The sequence below is a fragment of the Micromonospora sp. NPDC048887 genome (assembly GCF_040649715.1).
GTDB lineage: Bacteria > Actinomycetota > Actinomycetes > Mycobacteriales > Micromonosporaceae > Micromonospora.
In genome coordinates, this window is sequence record NZ_JBEZGA010000006.1 from 257713 (window position 1) to 273249 (window position 15537).

18 protein-coding genes are annotated in these 15537 nt (G+C 74.5%); 14 read left to right on the forward strand and 4 right to left on the reverse strand.

The window, feature by feature from the left end; translation table 11 throughout:
• Window positions 1–74: 74 nt before the first annotated feature.
• Together AB0C17_RS13040 and AB0C17_RS13045 are read right to left on the reverse strand one after the other, a co-directional pair.
• Window positions 75–1229, reverse strand: a complete 1155-nt coding sequence (locus AB0C17_RS13040) for a glycosyltransferase (protein WP_357384171.1) — start codon at window positions 1227–1229, stop codon at window positions 75–77.
• A 28-nt stretch (window positions 1230–1257) separates the two neighbouring features.
• Window positions 1258–2271 (reverse strand): glucosyl-3-phosphoglycerate synthase, encoded by a 1014-nt coding sequence (locus tag AB0C17_RS13045; protein ID WP_357384173.1) that lies wholly within the window; start codon window positions 2269–2271, stop codon window positions 1258–1260.
• 213 nt (window positions 2272–2484) lie between these two features.
• Here AB0C17_RS13045 and AB0C17_RS13050 point away from each other — a divergent pair, with 213 nt between their 5' ends.
• The 5 genes from AB0C17_RS13050 to AB0C17_RS13070 all read left to right on the forward strand — a co-directional run bounded on the left by AB0C17_RS13050 (window position 2485) and on the right by AB0C17_RS13070 (window position 8532).
• Entirely contained in the window at window positions 2485–3507 is a 1023-nt protein-coding gene (locus AB0C17_RS13050; RefSeq protein WP_357384175.1) for a Gfo/Idh/MocA family oxidoreductase, read from the forward strand.
• Window positions 3500–4588 (forward strand): zinc-binding dehydrogenase, encoded by a 1089-nt coding sequence (locus tag AB0C17_RS13055; RefSeq protein WP_357384177.1) that lies wholly within the window; start codon window positions 3500–3502, stop codon window positions 4586–4588. Before AB0C17_RS13050 ends, AB0C17_RS13055 begins: the two co-directional genes overlap by 8 nt.
• 161 nt (window positions 4589–4749) lie before the next feature.
• Window positions 4750–7044 (forward strand): accessory Sec system translocase SecA2, encoded by a 2295-nt coding sequence (gene secA2 / locus AB0C17_RS13060; RefSeq protein ID WP_357478479.1) that lies wholly within the window; start codon window positions 4750–4752, stop codon window positions 7042–7044.
• A gap of 167 nt (window positions 7045–7211) precedes the next feature.
• Complete coding sequence (locus AB0C17_RS13065; protein WP_357478482.1) at window positions 7212–7952, forward strand: GAF and ANTAR domain-containing protein; 741 nt, start codon at window positions 7212–7214, stop codon at window positions 7950–7952.
• A 76-nt stretch (window positions 7953–8028) separates the two neighbouring features.
• A complete protein-coding gene (locus AB0C17_RS13070; RefSeq protein ID WP_357384184.1) occupies window positions 8029–8532 on the forward strand; it encodes a DUF2231 domain-containing protein in 504 nt (167 codons plus the stop codon).
• A gap of 73 nt (window positions 8533–8605) precedes the next feature.
• Here AB0C17_RS13070 and AB0C17_RS13075 read toward each other — a convergent pair whose 3' ends face one another.
• Window positions 8606–9571 (reverse strand): DUF3500 domain-containing protein, encoded by a 966-nt coding sequence (locus AB0C17_RS13075; RefSeq protein ID WP_357478485.1) that lies wholly within the window; start codon window positions 9569–9571, stop codon window positions 8606–8608.
• A 23-nt stretch (window positions 9572–9594) separates the two neighbouring features.
• Window positions 9595–9987: an ankyrin repeat domain-containing protein gene (locus AB0C17_RS13080; protein ID WP_357384188.1), complete on the reverse strand. Its 393-nt coding sequence runs from the start codon at window positions 9985–9987 to the stop codon at window positions 9595–9597.
• A 70-nt stretch (window positions 9988–10057) separates the two neighbouring features.
• Here AB0C17_RS13080 and AB0C17_RS13085 point away from each other — a divergent pair, with 70 nt between their 5' ends.
• The 9 genes from AB0C17_RS13085 to AB0C17_RS13125 all read left to right on the forward strand — a co-directional run bounded on the left by AB0C17_RS13085 (window position 10058) and on the right by AB0C17_RS13125 (window position 15536).
• Window positions 10058–10435, forward strand: a complete 378-nt coding sequence (locus AB0C17_RS13085; protein WP_013476996.1) for a hypothetical protein — start codon at window positions 10058–10060, stop codon at window positions 10433–10435.
• A 104-nt stretch (window positions 10436–10539) separates the two neighbouring features.
• Window positions 10540–10992, forward strand: a complete 453-nt coding sequence (locus AB0C17_RS13090; protein WP_357384191.1) for a cysteine dioxygenase family protein — start codon at window positions 10540–10542, stop codon at window positions 10990–10992.
• Between the two features lie 34 nt (window positions 10993–11026).
• The gene (locus AB0C17_RS13095; protein WP_357384193.1) at window positions 11027–11518 is read left to right on the forward strand and encodes a rhodanese-like domain-containing protein; all 492 of its coding nucleotides are present in this window, start codon (window positions 11027–11029) and stop codon (window positions 11516–11518) included.
• Window positions 11519–11570: 52 nt separating this feature from the next.
• On the forward strand, window positions 11571–12131 hold the full coding sequence (locus AB0C17_RS13100) for a winged helix-turn-helix domain-containing protein (RefSeq protein WP_357384195.1): 561 nt from the start codon (window positions 11571–11573) through the stop codon (window positions 12129–12131).
• A gap of 292 nt (window positions 12132–12423) precedes the next feature.
• Window positions 12424–13032, forward strand: coding sequence for a winged helix-turn-helix domain-containing protein (locus AB0C17_RS13105; RefSeq protein ID WP_357384197.1), 609 nt, complete (start codon window positions 12424–12426; stop codon window positions 13030–13032).
• A gap of 98 nt (window positions 13033–13130) precedes the next feature.
• The gene (locus AB0C17_RS13110; protein WP_357478487.1) at window positions 13131–13760 is read left to right on the forward strand and encodes a uridine kinase; all 630 of its coding nucleotides are present in this window, start codon (window positions 13131–13133) and stop codon (window positions 13758–13760) included.
• 182 nt (window positions 13761–13942) lie between these two features.
• On the forward strand, window positions 13943–14341 hold the full coding sequence (locus tag AB0C17_RS13115; RefSeq protein ID WP_269706492.1) for a TraR/DksA C4-type zinc finger protein: 399 nt from the start codon (window positions 13943–13945) through the stop codon (window positions 14339–14341).
• Between the two features lie 48 nt (window positions 14342–14389).
• Window positions 14390–15259 (forward strand): DUF72 domain-containing protein, encoded by an 870-nt coding sequence (locus AB0C17_RS13120; RefSeq protein WP_357384202.1) that lies wholly within the window; start codon window positions 14390–14392, stop codon window positions 15257–15259.
• A 94-nt stretch (window positions 15260–15353) separates the two neighbouring features.
• On the forward strand, window positions 15354–15536 hold the full coding sequence (locus AB0C17_RS13125; protein WP_357384204.1) for a hypothetical protein: 183 nt from the start codon (window positions 15354–15356) through the stop codon (window positions 15534–15536).
• The last annotated feature ends 1 nt before the right edge of the window (window position 15537 follow it).

The following is a 15537-nucleotide window of genomic DNA, read 5'->3' on the forward strand; positions in this document are numbered from 1 at the left end:
CGGTTTCCCGCGCCCGGCGGGGGCAAACGCCGGCCCGGCCACGCGGGGCGGGCCGGTGGACGTGGTCGACCGGGTCAGGCGGGCTGCAACGGCAGCGCCACGCCCGCCCGGACCCGGTCGTACAGCTCCACGTACCGCTGCGCCATCCGGGCCGGGGTGAACCGCCGGGCCGCCTCTCGCCGGCACTCGGCCGGATCCAGCCCGGCGGCGGCGAGCACCAGGTCACCCAGCTCCTGCTCGTCGCCGGTGAGCAGGCCGGTACGGCTGTGCTCGATCAGCTCGGGCAGGCAGCCGCGGGCGGTGGCGACCACCGGCGTGCCGAGCGACAGCGACTCGACCACGGCGGTGCCGCCCGGTTCCTCCCAGCGCAGCGGGAACAGCGACGCGCGCGCGGAGGCGACCAGGTCGTCGCGCTCCCGCCCGGCCACCGTGCCGACCCAGCGCACCCGGTCGCCGTCGACGTGCGGCGCGACGTGGTCGTAGAAGAAGCGCACGTCCGGGTTCTGCCGCGCCTCGTCGCCGGCCGCGGCCAGATCCTCCGGCCGGTGGTACGGGCCGACCGGCCCGGCCAGCACCAGCCGGAAGCCCGCCTCGTGGGCCAGCCGGGCGCCCAGGTCCTGCCCCTTGCCGGGGTTGATCCGGCCGAGGATGACCACGTGGTCGCCCTTGGGCGCCGGCGGCTGCCGGTCCGCGTCCACGGCGAGGGGGGTGGACAGGTGCACGTGCCCCACCGAGTGCGCGCGCAGGGCCTCGGGGGCGCGCGCCAGCTGCGACGCGGAGACGCCGTTCACCCGTACCCGGTCGCCGCCGTCGAGGTTGCCGTACAGCTCGGGGTGCTTGGCGAGGTCCCAGTGCAGCGTGTGCAGCACCGGCGGGGCGTCCGGGCCCATCGCGGCGAGGGTGGCCAGCCCGACCGCCTCCACGTGGTCGTGCACTAGGTCGATGTCGTCGCGGGCGTGCAGCGTGCGCACCACGCCGGACAGGTGCGCCTGGGAGACGCCGCAGACCTGGTTGTACGGCCGCTGCAAGGCGTGGAACTGGCCGTCCGGGAAGACGGCGATCTTCTCGTCGACCGGCAGCGTGCTGCTCTCCACCGAGGCCAGCACCACCCGTACGCCCAGCCTGCGCAACTCCGGCACCAGGGTGGCGATCACGTTCTCGATGCCGCCGTAGCCGGGTGGCGGCACGGACAGCCACGGCCCGGCGTTCATCAGCACGGTGAGCGTCATGTGCTTTCCTCTCCCGGGCTCGTCCCGCTCACGCGGCGACCCGGCGACGGGGGAGACGGTGCCGCAACTGCGCCAGCGGCGGGCGTTCCTGCACTGACACGTCGTTCACCACGATCTCGCGGTCCAGGTTGGGCAGCGCCTCCGAGCCGCCCCGGCGGAACTGGGTCAGCAGCGCGGTCGGCGCCGTCCCGGGCGCGGCCCACCCGCGTCGTTGCAGCCGGGACCAGGCGGTCAGCATGATCTGCGCCGACATCCGGCCCAGCGCGGCGGTGTCCTGGTGCCGGTGCTTGCGCTCACCCAGGTCGACCTGGGCCAGCGCGTCGAGCCCGACCAGTTCCAGCAGGTCGATCAGCATGGCCGTCTCGACGCCGTAGCCGGTGACGAACGGCACCCGCTCCAGCACCTCCCGGCGGCCGGCGTACTCACCCGCCAGCGGCTGCACGAAACCGGCCAGCTCCGGCCAGAACAGGTTCAGCAGCGGCCGGGCCATCAGCTCCGTCACCCGCCCGCCGCCGTCGGGCTCCACGCTCGTCGCGCCGACCAGCGGCCGGTGGTAGAAGCCCTTCACGAACTCCACGCTCGGGTCGGTGAGCAGCGGGCCGAGCAGCCCGGTCACGAAGTGCGGCCGGAACTCGCGCAGGTCGGCGTCGACGAACGCGACCACGTCCCCCTCGGCCGCGGCCAGGCCGGCCCAGAGCGCGTCGCCCTTGCCGGTCAGCCGGGGCAGCCCGCTGGTCATCGCGTCCTGGCTGACCACCTCGGCGCCGGCCGCGCGCGCGACCCGGGCGGTCCGGTCCGTGGACCGGGAGTCGACCACGATCAGCTCGTCGACAAGCGGTACGCGGTCCATCAGGTGTTCCCGGACCGTCGACACGATCGCGCCGACCGTCGCCTCCTCGTTGCGTGCGGGCAGCACGACGCTGACCCGGCTGTTCCCCTTGGCCCGCACCAGTAGTTGCGCCGGCCAGTCGGCGGCGGTGCTGGTGCGGTACGTGGCCCACGCCTCCACCACTGGTGAGACGGTCGAATCTGACTCCCGCACGGGCACCCCCATCGATGGTGGAATCGCTGACCTGGTTTTCCCAATCCCGCATCCGCGCTAACCGGATCTTGCCCAACAACCTGATCACCTGGCGCGTACCGGGAGGTTCCGGGCGGATGAACGTTACGTTGCGCCCCCGGCGGCGTTTGGCGCGACGCCGTCGGGGGGAGTGGTGACCCCAGTCTCTGGAGTCGTGGCGAGAGGTTGTGGTCGATGCGTGCCTGCCGGGTGGGACTTGTCGGAGCCGGCGGGGTGGCGCAACGCCACGCCCGGGTGCTCACCGGCTTCGAGGACGTGGAACTGCTCGGCGTGACCGACGTCGCGCCGGACGCGGCGCGGTCGCTCGCCGGCACGTACGGCGGCCGGGTGTTCCGCGACGTGGACGAGCTGCTCGCGGCCGGCCCGGACGCGGTGTACGTGTGCGTGCCGCCGTTCGCGCACGGACCGGCCGAGGAGGCGGTGGTCGCCGCCGGGGTGCCGATGTTCGTGGAGAAGCCGGTGGCGCTCGACCTGGACACCGCCGAGCGGATCGCGGCCCTGGTGGAGCAGCGGGGACTGCTCACCGGCGTCGGGCACCACTGGCGCTACCTGCACGTGGTCGAGGAGGCCCGGCGGCTGCTCGCCGGCCGTCCGGTCCGGATGGTGAACGGCGCCTGGCTGGACAAGGTGCCTCCGGTGGCCTGGTGGGCGCGGCGGGACCGCTCCGGCGGCCCGGTGGTCGAGCAGGCCGCGCACGTGCTGGACCTGATCCGGCTGCTGGCCGGCGAGGCGGTCGAGGTGAGCGCGTACGGCGACGGCGCCCCGCCGCCGGTCGACGGCGCCGACATCGACTCGGTGACCGCTGCCACGCTGCGCCTCGGTTCCGGCGCGGTCGGCACGCTCGCCGCGTCCTGCGTGCTCGGCTGGAAGCACCGGGCCGGCGTGGAGGTCCTCGCCGACGGGCTGGCGCTGTGGCTGTCCGAGGACGGCCTGACAGTGCGCGACGGCGACGGCGAACGGCACCTGCCCGCCGATCCGGACGCCGCGCGGGTGGCAGTCGACCGGGCGTTCGTCGACGCCGTGTGCGGCCTCGGCGACGACGTCCGGGTGCCGTACGCCGAGGCGCTGCGCACCCACCGGCTCGCGCTCGCGGTGGCCGAGTCGGCGCGTACCGGGCGGCCGGTGGCGCTGCCGACCGGCCCGGCGGCCCGGCTCACCGCGGCGGTCGCGGACGCGGGGGTGAGCGTCGATGCGTGACCGGGTGGTGGTGGTCCCCGGCCCCGGCCGGGTCGAGCTGGCCGAACTGGACGCCCCGGAGCTGCGCGACGGCACGTTCCGGGTGGAGACGCTCTACAGCGGCGTGTCCGCCGGCACCGAACTGAGCTTCGTCAAGGGCACCAACCCCTACCTGCACGTCACCTGGGACGCCGCGCTCGGGCTGTTCCGGCCCGGGGAGGCGGCCACGCCGTACCCGGTGACCCGGCTCGGCTACATGCAGGTGGGGCGCGTGGTGGAGAGCCGGACCCCGGCCGTCGCGGTGGGCGAGGTCGGCGCCATGACGTACGGGCACCGCAGCGGCTGGGTCGCCGACCCGCTCGCCGAGCGGTTCGTGCCGCTGCCCGACGACCTGGACCCGCTGCTCGGCGTGTACGTGGCGCACATGGGCCCGATCTGCGCCAACGGGCTGCTGCACGCCGCCGCCGACCTGTGCGGCACGGACGTGCGCACGCTCGGCGACGGCGTACGCGGCCGCCGGGTCGCTGTGGTCGGGGGCGGCGTGGTCGCGCTGCTGACCGCGCTGTTCGCCCGCCGGCACGGCGCAGCCTCGGTGGTGGTGGTCGACCCGACGCCGGCCCGGCGGCAGGTCGCCGAGGCGCTCGGCCTGGACACGCTCGACCCGGACGCCGACGACCCGGCAGTGGTGCTCAAGACACGGTGGAACCACGCCGCCGGGGACCGGGGCGCCGACGTGGTCTTCCAGTGCCGTGGCCAGGACTGGGCGTTGCAGCTCGCGCTGCGCCTGCTGCGCCCGCAGGGCACGGTGATCGACCTGGCGTTCTACCAGGCGGGCGCGGACGCGGTGCGGCTCGGCGAGGAGTTCCACCACAACGGGCTGTCGCTGCGCTGCGCGCAGATCGGCCGGGTGCCGCGCGGGCTGGCCCCCACCTGGGACCGGGAGCGGCTGTCCGCGGAGACGGTGGAGCTGCTGCGCCAGTACGGCGACGTGATCCGCAAGCACCTGATCTCGGCCGTGGTCCCGCTGGACGAGGCCCCGGCCCTGCTGACCGACCTGGCCGAACGCCGCCGCACCGAACTCCAGGTGATCCTCACCCCCTGACGGGCCCTCGCCCGAGCGCGTCGATCATGAGGTTGGCGGCGACAAAACGGACACGAAACGCCGTCAACCTCATGATCGACGGAAGCGGACCGGAAGGGGTGGACCCGGCGCGCGGCGGGCGGGGGTCACAATCGGCTCCGGTTCGCGTACCGTTGCGGCTCATGGGTGTGTCGCAACGGTTGAAGACCAGGTTCCGTCGATTCCTCCAGCGCCCGGGGACGACAGTCGACCTGGCTCCGCTGGAGAAGCTGCTGCCGGCGATCGAGGCGCGCGAGGCGGACCTGGAGCAGCTGTCCGACGCCGAGCTGACCGAGGCCGCCGGCCAGGCGTCGGGTTACGAGGAGATCTGCGCGATCGGCCGCGAGGCGGCCCGGCGCGGGCTCGACCAGCGCCCCTACGACGTGCAGCTGCTCGGCGCGATGGCGCTGCTGTCCGGCAAGGTCGCCGAGATGGCCACCGGTGAGGGCAAGACGCTAACCGCCACCGTCGCCGCGTACGGGCACGTGCGGCTGGGCAACGGCCCGGTGCACGTGCTCACCGTCAACGACTACCTGGCCCGCCGGGACGCCGAGTGGATGACTCCCGTCTACGACCTGCTCGGGCTCACCGTCGGCTGGGTGAACGAGGCGTCCACGCCCGACGAGCGGCGTGCCGCGTACGCCTGCGACGTCACCTACGTCTCGGTCAGCGAGGCCGGCTTCGACTTCCTGCGCGACCAGCTCGTCACCGACCTGGCCGACCGGGTGCAGCCGCCGCTGAAGACCGCGATCGTGGACGAGGCCGACTCGATCCTGATCGACGAGGCCCGGGTGCCGATGGTGCTCGCGGGCGCCGTCGGCGGCGAGCAGGACCCGGTGCACGCCGCCGCCGCGCTGGTGCGCGGGCTGCGCAAGGGCAAGCACTACACGGTCGCCGACGACGGCCGCAGCGTCGCCTTCACCTCGGTCGGCCTCGCCACCGTCGAGGCCAAGCTCGGCGGCATCGACCTGTACGACGAGGAGCACGTCGGGCAGCTCTCCGCGGTGAACGTGGCGCTGCACGCGCACGCCCTGCTGCACCGCGACGTGGACTACATCGTCCGGGACGACTCGGTCGAGCTGATCGACGAGATGCGCGGCCGGGTCGCCCAGCGCCGCCGCTGGCCGGACGGGCTCCAGGCCGCGGTCGAGGCGAAGGAGGGCCTGGACGCCACCGCCGAGGGCGAGGTGCTGGGCACGATCACCGTGCAGGCGTACATCGCGCTCTACCCCACTGTCTGCGGCATGACCGCCACCGCTGTGCTCGTCGGTGACCAGCTCCGCGAGTTCTTCGGCCTCGAGGTCGCGGTGATCCCGCCGAACACCCCCTGCGTCCGCGAGGACGAGCCGGACCGGATCTACGCCACCCGCGCCGAGAAGGAGGAGGCGCTGGTCGACGAGATCACGCGCTGCCACCAGGCGGGGCGGCCGGTGCTGGTCGGCACGCTCGACGTCAAGGAGTCCGAGGGGCTGGCCGCCGCGATCGAGGCCGCGGGGGTGTCCTGCGTGGTGCTGAACGCGAAGAACGACGACGAGGAGGCCGGCATCATCGCCGAGGCCGGCGCGTACGGCGCGGTGACGGTCTCCACCCAGATGGCCGGCCGGGGCGTGGACATCCGGCTGGGCGGCAGCGACCAGGCCGACCGGGACCGGGTGGCGGAGCTGGGCGGCCTCTACGTGATCGGCAGCGGCCGGCACGACAGCCGCCGGGTCGACGACCAGCTCCGCGGCCGGGCCGGCCGGCAGGGCGACCCGGGCGGGTCGGTGTTCTTCGTCAGCCTGGAGGACGACCTGGTGGTCCGGCACGCCGGCGACACCGTGCCGCCCTCACCCCGGATGAACGCCGACGGCCTGGTCACCGACCCGCAGGTCGACTACGCGGTCGAGCACGCCCAGCGGGTCGCCGAGGGCGTCAACCACGAGATCCACCGCAACACGTGGCGCTACAGCCAGGTGATCGAGCAGCAGCGCAAGGCGCTCGCCGAGCGCCGCGAGCGGCTCCTGACCAGCGACATCGCCGCGCTGATGCTGCTGGAGCGGGTGCCGGAGAAGGCCGGCGAGATGGACGAGGACCTGCTCGCCGACGTGGCCCGCAAGATCGCCCTCTACCACCTGGACCGGCTCTGGGCCGACCACCTGGCCGAGCTGTCCGAGGTACGCGAGGGCGTGCACCTGCGGGCGCTGGGCCGGCTCGACCCGCTCGACGAGTTCCACCGCAGCGCGGTGCCGGCGTTCAACGCGCTGGTGCCCGAGATCGAGACGCGGACCGTGGCCACGTTCGAGGAGACCGAGTTCGACGAGGGCTGGGAGCCGGACTCGTCGAAGCTGGTACGGCCGAGCGCCACCTGGACGTACCTCGTGCACGACAACCCGTTCGGCTCGGAGCTGGACCGGCTGATCGCCTCGGTGGGCCGCCGGCTCATCTCCGGGTCGCGCTGACCGTCGCGAAGGGCCCCTTCCCGGTCCCGGGAAGGGGCCCTTTTTGCGCGGTTTCGCGCGCGGTCTGCGAGGGTAGTAGGCCGGGGCCCGGCCACAGGAGGGACGGACATGGGACAGGCAACGGTGCCGAACGGGGAGACCGCGTGGACGGTGGGTGCCACACCCCGATGAACCTCGACACGCGCCAACCCATGATCGACAACCTCAACGTGCTGGAGACGGCCGCGCTGCTGCGTGAGCTGACGGCCGGCCTGATCGGTGCGGCCGGGTTCGACGAGGCGCTGGACCGCCTGGTCCGGATCGCCCGCGACGCCGTGCCGGGCGTGGACTGCTGTGGCTTCACCGTGCTGCGCGCCGGTCAGCCGGCCGGGGTGGCCGCCTCCGACCCGGACCGCGCCGAGCTGGACGACCTGCGGCACGGTCCGGACACGCCGGCGATGGCCGCGATCCGCCGCCGGGAGATGATCATCTCGGCCGGGCCGCCCGGCGAGACGCGCTGGCCGGCCTGGAGCGAGCGGGCCCGGGCGCTCGGGGTGCACGGGGTGATCTCCGCCCCGGTCGACGTGGACGAGCAGGTGATCGGCGCGATCAACCTGTACGCCGAGTCGCCCGGCGCGCTCACCCCCCGGCATCAGCTCACCGCCATGCTGCTCGCCGAGCACGCCGGGCTGCTGCTCGCCGCCGCGCGGGACCGCGAGCGGGCCGCCACCCGGGCCGGCCAGCTCGACGACGCGCTGCTGGCCGAGGGGGTGGTCGGGCAGGCCGTGGGCGTGATCATGACGCAGCGGGGCTGTCCGGCACCGGAGGCCCTTCAGGTGCTGCGCAGCGCCGCGTCCTCGCTGGACATCCCGCTACGCGAGGTGGCCGAGCGGCTCGTGCTCACCGTCTCCCGGCCCCGGGACAACTGAGCGACAGTCGTTTCACCTCGCGGCGCCTCGGGTAGCACTCTGGACTGGTGAGCTGCGCCGACCTGGGGAGGAAGCGATGCAGAGCCGGCTGCGGGTGCAGGGGCATCCCATCCAACCGATGCTTGTCACGTTCCCGTTCGGCCTGTTCGTCTGCGCCGTGGTCTTCGACCTGGCGGATGTGGCCGGTGGTCCGGCGTTCCTCGGTGAGGTGGGCTACTGGACCGCCGTGGCCGCGCTCGTCGCCGCCGGCTTCGCCACCGTCGCCGGCCTGGTCGACCTGTGGGACGTCCGCGCCGGGCGGACCAGCCGGAACGTGCTGACGTTCAACCTGGTGAACGCCGTCATGGCGGCGCTGTTCCTGCTCTCCTGCCTGATCCGGGCGAACGCGCCGCAGCGGGGCGCGAACGGCGCCCTGCTCGCCGCCGAACTCGTCGCGCTCGCCGTCGGCGCGGTCGGCGTGGCCCTGGGCGCGCGGTTGATGCAGCAGTTCGAGCGGGTCACCGAGCCGAGCGGCTTCGAGACGTTCGGCGACGTGCCGGCCGGGTCCACCGTCGAGATCGCCCGCCCGCGCCCGTTCTGACCCGGCCGGCACCGACGAGCTGCGTCGCCCGGACGGGCGGATCAGCGCCGGGGGAGCGTTCGTCGCGTCTCCCTCATCGAGGCCCGCCGGGCCGGTGGGCCACGGCGTGGTGCGCGGCCAGCACGTCGGCGCCGAAGTCACCGGCCGGGCGGCGCAGGACGGTGTGCGCGTGGTTGCCGTCGTCTGTGGTGTTGTCGTACTCGATCAGCAGGTCCTCGCCCTGCACCCGGTAGTAGTGCCGCCGGCCCGGCTCGACCGGGCCGGCCCAGGCGAAGTGCAGCTCGCCGCCGCCGAGCCGGTCGGCCTCCCGGGCCGCCAGCTCGGGCGGCAGCCGGTCCAGGTAGAGCGCGACCAGCCGGTCGAGCAGCGCCCGGCCGGTCGGCCGCAGCCGCCCCCGGGGTACGCCGAGCGGGTCGAGCCGGTCCGGTGCGGTGGCCCGGGTGGCGCTGATGATGTCGGCGGGCGCCTCCGCGGCGATGATCGCGGCGGACCGGCCGCCGGGACCGAGCGCGTCGAGCAGCTCGCGGGCCAGGTCCTCCTCCGGGCCCAGCGGCCGGGTGACCGGGCGGCCGGCGTGCCGGACGGTGGCCGGGTTGGCGCCGAGGAAGATCGGCGCGGGGGAGACGCGGTCGTCGGCGACCGTCATGCTCACCGACAGGTGGTGTCCCTCGAACCGCCAGCCCCAGCTGTCGTCGCGGGCCGGGTCGCCGAAGACGGCCACCCAGTAGTCGCCGCTGTGCCGGCCGCGCCGCCAGTCCTCCGCCCGGTCCAGCACCTCTTCGAGGGCCATCACGCTCATGGCCTGCGCGTACGCGGCCGGGCTGAGCGCGGTGGCGAGCAGCCGGTGCGCCGCCTTGCGGGCGGTGACGTCCAGGCCGGCGAGCGTGACGCCGGGCCGTGGCCGGGGCCGGTACTCCAGCCACCGGCGGGCCGGCTCGTCGTCGAGGGCGTGCCGGGCGGCGTGGCGGGCCGGTTCGTCCAGCGCGGCCAGGAACGCCGTCGCGGCGGTGCGCATCTGCTCGGGTACGGGATCGTCCACGGTCCCTGTATACCGCTCGCCGGTCACGCGCGGCCGAGCAGCGCCAGCATGTCGGGCAGTTCGAAGAACCGCGCGGTCTCGACAGCGGACGGGCCGCCGTGGTCCGGGTCGGCGCCGGCGTCGAGCAGCGCGCGGACCGCCGCCTCCTGGCGCCGGAACACGGCCGCGGCGAGCGCGGTCTGTCCCCTGTCGTTGACCCGGGCCGGGTCGGCGCCCCGGGCCAGCAGCGCGGCCACCGTCTCCGGGTGGGCGTGGTACGCGGCGAGGATCAGCAGCGTGTCGCCCTTGGCGTTGGTGAGGTTGACCGGCAGCCCGGCGTCCACGTTGGCGGCCAGCTCCTCGGTGGCGCCGGCCCGGGCCAGGTCGAACATCCGGTGGGCGAAGGCGATGGTCTCGTCGTCGAGTTCGTCGGGCATCCGCCCAGGCTATGGCGTCGCGGCCGGACGCGCCTGGTAGCTTCGCCAGCCGGGCACGGGAGGCGCGCGCATGGACGATCGGGTGTACGTGGGCAACGCGGCGGTGGACGGCGCGACCGACGCGGGCTGGCTGCTGGGCCACTTCAAGCCGGCCGGGGACGTGCGGCACAGCACCGACGTCGAGGTGAAGTGGGGCGTGCACCCGGCGGGGGAGACCCGGTCCCGGTGGGCCACCGGTGAGCGGCGTACCGCCCTGCTGGTGCTGATCAGCGGCGCGTTCCGGATCGAGTTGCCGGACCGGACGGTGGTGCTGCGCGCGCCCGGTGACTACGTGGTGTGGGGGCGGGGCGTGGACCACTCCTGGTACGCCGAGCGGGAGTCCACGGTGCTCACCGTCCGCTGGCCGTCGGTGCCGGGCTACAAGGTGGATCCGCCGGTCCTCCGCTGAGCGCGACCGGCGTCCCAGCATCTGGTATTACCTACTAAACCGATAGGCTTTACCGTCTAAGCTGTGCGGGTACATCCGCTCCGCACCGTGAGGACGCACCGCCGATGACCAGCACCGCTCCCGCCGACCTGCTCGCCGTCGCCGCCCGCTGGGCCGACCCGCACGCCTGGCCGGTGCCGCTGCGGTTCGAGGCTTCCGACCGCTGGTATGCCCGGCTGGACGCCGACGACGAGCACGAGGTGTGGGCGTTGAGCTGGCTGCCCGGGCAGGGCACCGACCTGCACGACCACGGCGGCTGCGCGGGCGCGTTCCTGGTCGTGGCCGGCGTGCTCACCGAGGAGACGGTCAGCGGCGGCCGGCTGCGCCCGCACCGGCTCGCCGCCGGAGCCGGCCGGCGCTTCGGCGTACGGCACGTGCACCAGGTCACCAATCACGGCGACGCGCCCGCCGTCAGCGTGCACGTGTACCGGCCGGCGCTGACCCGGATGACCCGCTACCACCTCGTCGCCGGCCGGCTCCGGGTCGCCGAGGTGGCCCACGCCGGCGTGGCCTGGTGACACCCCGCAACCCGACGAACGGAAGGACGCCCCGATGGCGCAGACCCCCACCCGCACCGAGCGCTGTCCGGTCCCACCGCCCGGCTCGCGCGGCATCGACGAGATCCTCGCCGCCGCCCGTGCCCGCCTGCGCCGCCTCGACCCGGAGCGGGCCCACCTGGCGTGCCGGGGCGGCGCGCTGCTGGTGGACATCCGCCCCGCCGCCCAGCGTGCCGCGCAGGGCACCGTGCCCGGCGCGCTCGTCGTCGAACGCAACGTGCTGGAGTGGCGCTTCGACCCGCGCTGCGCGGCCCGGCTGCCGCAGGCGACCGGCTACGACGTCCCGGTGATCGTGCTCTGCCAGGAGGGCTACACCTCGTCGCTGGCCGCCGCCGCGCTCCAGGACATCGGCCTGTGCCGGGCCACCGACGTCGTCGGCGGCTTCGCCGCCTGGCAGATCGCCGGCCTGCCCACCCTCGGTCCCACCCCGCCGACCCGACCCTCGTCCGCCGCGCCCCCGGTCACCGCCGGCGGGGCGCTCCGCTGACCGTCCCGCCACGACCGGCGGGGCGGGGCGACCGCCCGCACAGGAGGCTCCCATGTCCGTCGTCGCCCTCACCACCCGTCCGGCCCGCTCGGGCCGCCCCGACCGGGCCGGGCCGCCCCGGCCGCGTACCGCACCGACGCTCACCATCACGCTCGACCTCGGCGCCGGGCCGCTGACGCCGGGCCTCGCGCGCCTGGTCGACCTGCTCGACGAACTCGCCGCCACCGGCGAGGGACTGGCCCAGCCCGACGGCCCGGCCGGCCGTACCGTGCTCGACCTGCGCCGCGGCGAGGCGCCGGCGCTCGCCCCCGGCGGCGTGCGCATCCTCACCGGCACCCGGCGGGTCCGGCACGGTGGCACCGAGGTCATGCTCACCCGCATCGAGTACGACCTGTTGCTGTTCCTCGCCGAACACCCGCGCCGGGTGTTCACCCGCCTGCAACTCCTCGCCAACGTCTGGGGCTACGAGCACGCGGTGGCGCGCACGGTGGACGTGCACGTCCGCCGGCTGCGGGCCAAGTTCGGGCCGGACACGCCGTTGGTGACCACCGTGTACGGCGTGGGCTACCGCCTCGCCGACGACGCCGCGATCACGGTGGACCGCGACGCCTGAGCCCGGCCCGGCCGGCACGCGGCGCACCCGGATCCCGGGTGCGCCGCGTTGACCTCGCCGACGCATCCGGCATTGTGAACCCTGGGGCAGACCCCCCTACCAGAGGCGATCCGGCGCTCTGCTGTAATCAACGGGCCTCGCACGCAGAGCGAGCACGCGGCTCCGATGTGTTCGTCAAATGTCACATTCACGCAACGCAGCCGCCCCTTGACCCTCGCGGAGACGCCGGGAAGCATCGATGCAGCGGCGTCCCGGGCCGTGGGGAGATACCCGGACCAGCCCAAGGAGGACCATGTCGGTCAGCCCCGCCTCGTCGCGCGCCGGATGGCATACGTCCCAACCCGCGGTCCCCGGTCGGCCCCCCGGCGGCCAGCGTCGTCCCGCGAACACCGCCGCGCCCATGCTCACTGTCACCCTCTCCATCCCCCTGGCGTGCGAGGAGTCGCTGACCCCAGCCGCCCGCCGGCTGCTCGACGCCGCCCGCGAGATGCTCGAACACGGTGACGCGGTGGTCAGCGCGGCCACGGTTCCGGCCGAGCGCCGGCCCGACGGCGTCCCGGCCGGCCGCGCCCCCGCGCGTCCGCTCGCCCCGACCATCCCGGCCCTGCACATCCTCGCGTCGTCCCGGTCGGTGCTGCGCGACGGCGAGCCGCTGCCGCTTACCCGCCTGGAGTTCGACCTGCTGCTGCACCTGGTCGCCCACCCGCGCCGGGTGTTCACCCGGCTGCAACTCCTCAACGCGGTCTGGGGGTACGAGCACGCCGGCGTCCGCACCGTCGACGTGCACGTGCGCCGGCTGCGCGGCAAGGTCGGTGTGGACGTCCCGCTCGTCACCACCGTCTACGGCGTCGGCTACCGGCTCGCCGACGACGCCCGCGTCACCATCGACCGCACCGGCTGACACCGGGGACACCACCCGCCGATCGCCGCCGGACGGAGCCCCGACCGCCCGGAGCAGATCATGTGGTGACCCGCCCGCCCGCGCGGCACGATGGTCCGATGCGCGTCCGCCCGATCAGCCCCGACCGGCTCGTCAGCGAGCTGGCCGAGCGTCTCGCCCGCACCGGGACGCCCGGCCGGCTGCGGGTCGCCGTGGACGGCCCGCCCGCCGCCGGCCCGGACGCGCTCGCCAGGGCGCTCGTCGACCCGCTGCGCGCCGCCGGCCGGCCGGTGCTGCACGTCCGCGCCGGCGACTTCCTGCGCCCGGCCTCGGTACGCCTGGAACACGGCCGCACCAACCCGGACGCGTACTACGAGAGCTGGCTCGACGAACCGGGACTGCGCCGCGAGGTGCTCGACCCGGCCGGCCCGGACGGCTCGGGCCGGCTGCTGCCGTCGCTGTGGGACACCGCCGCCGACCGGGCCAGCCGGGCCGCGTACGTCGAACTGCCGCCCGGCGGGGTGGTCCTGGTCAGCGGCGCGCTGCTGCTCGGCGGCACGCTGCCGTTCGACCTCACCGTCCACCTCGTGCTCTCCCCGGCGGCGCTGGAACGGCGTACCGACGCCGCGCTGCGCTGGACCCTGCCCGCGTTCGCCCGCTACGCCGGCGAGGTCGACCCGGCGTCCTTCGCCGACGTGGTGGTCCGGGCCGACGACCCGCGCCGCCCGGCCCTGGTCGAACCCGCCTGACCAGCCCCTACCGACTCACGGGAAACACTCAGGAAACAGGCGGTTTGGTGCGCTGAGGGGACGGGTAATCGCCCGGCTCACAGAGCACGGGTGATCTCGTCGCCCGCGCATCCACAGTCGGACCGGATCCGGGGCGCTGGCCGCCCCGGTCCGGTATGAGGACGTAGGAAAGGCAGGCAGCGATGCTCGTCCACGACACGACAGCCACCGGCCGCTCCCAGGCGGAGGTCGACCAGATCCGGCAGTCCCTGCGGTCGCGGTACGACGAGCTGACCGCCGAGTACGAGCACACCATGGCGCAGAGCCAGGTGCTGCGGCTGGTGGAGGTCGGCGACACCGCCGGCGACGACCAGGCCGACAGCGGCACCAAGACCGCCGAGCGGGACACCGCGCAGTCGCTGCTGCGCACCATCCTGGACCGGCGGGCCCAGTTCGAGCACGCGCTGACCCGCCTGGACGAGGGCACCTACGGCTTCTGCGAGGGCTGCACCGCCCCGATCCCGGTGGAACGGCTGGAGATCTTCCCGTCCGCCACCTCCTGCGTGGCCTGCAAGCAGACCCGGGAGCGGCGGGCGGCCTGAACGCCGTTCCGGTTGCCGGTCGGTCCTGCTGGGCGGTGAGCTCCTGCCATGGGTGAGATCAGGGTGGGCACCGCCTCGTGGACCGACCGGACACTGCTCGACTCCGGCTGGTACCCGGCGAGCGCCGACACGCCGGAGAAACGACTGGCCTACTACGCCCGGCAGTTCCCGCTGGTCGAGGTGGACGCCACCTACTACTCGCCGCCCGCCGAGCGGACCGCCCGGCTGTGGGCCGAACGCACACCGGCCGGGTTCACCTTCAACGTCAAGGCGTTCAGCCTGCTGACCGGCCACCCCACCCGCGTCTCCGCGCTCTACAAGGACCTGCGCCCGGAGACCGGCAAGCGCAACGTCTACCCCGGCGACCTGCCCGCGCAGGCGTACGAGGAGGTCTGGACCCGGTTCCTGTCCGCCCTCGACCCGCTGGTCGACGCGGGCAAGCTGGGCGCGCTGCTGTTCCAGTTCCCGCCCTGGTTCACCATCAAGCGGGACAACAAGCAGTACCTGCTGGAGGTGGCCCGGCGGTGCGCGCCGCTGCGCCCGGTCTTCGAGTTCCGCCACGCCTCCTGGTTCGACGGCGACAACGCCGAGGAGACGCTCGGTTTCCTGCGCGAGCACGACCTGCCGTTCGTCTGCGTGGACATGCCGCAGGGACACAAGTCGTCCGTCCCGCCGGTGCTCGCGGCCACCGCCGACCTCGCGGTGGTCCGCTTCCACGGCCACAGCGACAAGTGGACCAGCAAGGACATCCACGAGAAGTTCGGCTACGACTACTCGAAGCGGGAACTGCGCGACTGGGCGCCGAAACTGCGCGAGCTGGCCGGTGACGCCGAGCAGACGCACGTCCTGATGAACAACTGCTACCGGGACTACGCGCAGCGCAACGCCGCCACGCTCGCCGGCCTGCTGGACGCCTGAGCGTCTCACCCGATCCGGGTGAGGCCCGCTCACCCGCCCCCGCCGCAGCATGGACAGTGGCGCCGCCAAAGGCGCCGCGACGAGGAGGTGGGTCATGACGGTACGGGTGGTGGCGGACCGGCGCCGCGGTGGCGTACTGCACGTGATCGGCGGCTCCGAGGCACCCCGGCGGGGCGAGCGGCCCGGCCGGTTCAGTCCGACCCGGCTGTGGCGGGGCCCCAGCGGCCCGCCGCGCCGCGCCGACGACCGACGCTGGGAGACCGACGCACGGGGGTGAG

Excerpts from the sequence above, each read along its gene's own strand:
- AB0C17_RS13055 (WP_357384177.1), top strand. The coding sequence starts at position 3,500 with ATGCGTGACCGGGTGGTGGTGGTCCCCGGCCCCGGCCGGGTCGAGCTG.
- secA2 (WP_357478479.1), top strand. The coding sequence starts at position 4,750 with ATGGGTGTGTCGCAACGGTTGAAGACCAGGTTCCGTCGATTCCTCCAG.
- AB0C17_RS13100 (WP_357384195.1), top strand. The coding sequence starts at position 11,571 with ATGTCCGTCGTCGCCCTCACCACCCGTCCGGCCCGCTCGGGCCGCCCC.
- AB0C17_RS13070 (WP_357384184.1), top strand. The coding sequence starts at position 8,029 with ATGCAGAGCCGGCTGCGGGTGCAGGGGCATCCCATCCAACCGATGCTT.
- AB0C17_RS13120 (WP_357384202.1), top strand. The coding sequence starts at position 14,390 with ATGGGTGAGATCAGGGTGGGCACCGCCTCGTGGACCGACCGGACACTG.
- AB0C17_RS13040 (WP_357384171.1), bottom strand. The coding sequence starts at position 1,229 with ATGACGCTCACCGTGCTGATGAACGCCGGGCCGTGGCTGTCCGTGCCG.
- AB0C17_RS13065 (WP_357478482.1), top strand. The coding sequence starts at position 7,212 with ATGAACCTCGACACGCGCCAACCCATGATCGACAACCTCAACGTGCTG.
- AB0C17_RS13090 (WP_357384191.1), top strand. The coding sequence starts at position 10,540 with ATGACCAGCACCGCTCCCGCCGACCTGCTCGCCGTCGCCGCCCGCTGG.
- AB0C17_RS13125 (WP_357384204.1), top strand. The coding sequence starts at position 15,354 with ATGACGGTACGGGTGGTGGCGGACCGGCGCCGCGGTGGCGTACTGCAC.
- AB0C17_RS13085 (WP_013476996.1), top strand. The coding sequence starts at position 10,058 with ATGGACGATCGGGTGTACGTGGGCAACGCGGCGGTGGACGGCGCGACC.
- AB0C17_RS13115 (WP_269706492.1), top strand. The coding sequence starts at position 13,943 with ATGCTCGTCCACGACACGACAGCCACCGGCCGCTCCCAGGCGGAGGTC.
- AB0C17_RS13105 (WP_357384197.1), top strand. The coding sequence starts at position 12,424 with ATGTCGGTCAGCCCCGCCTCGTCGCGCGCCGGATGGCATACGTCCCAA.
- AB0C17_RS13080 (WP_357384188.1), bottom strand. The coding sequence starts at position 9,987 with ATGCCCGACGAACTCGACGACGAGACCATCGCCTTCGCCCACCGGATG.
- AB0C17_RS13110 (WP_357478487.1), top strand. The coding sequence starts at position 13,131 with ATGCGCGTCCGCCCGATCAGCCCCGACCGGCTCGTCAGCGAGCTGGCC.
- AB0C17_RS13050 (WP_357384175.1), top strand. The coding sequence starts at position 2,485 with ATGCGTGCCTGCCGGGTGGGACTTGTCGGAGCCGGCGGGGTGGCGCAA.
- AB0C17_RS13095 (WP_357384193.1), top strand. The coding sequence starts at position 11,027 with ATGGCGCAGACCCCCACCCGCACCGAGCGCTGTCCGGTCCCACCGCCC.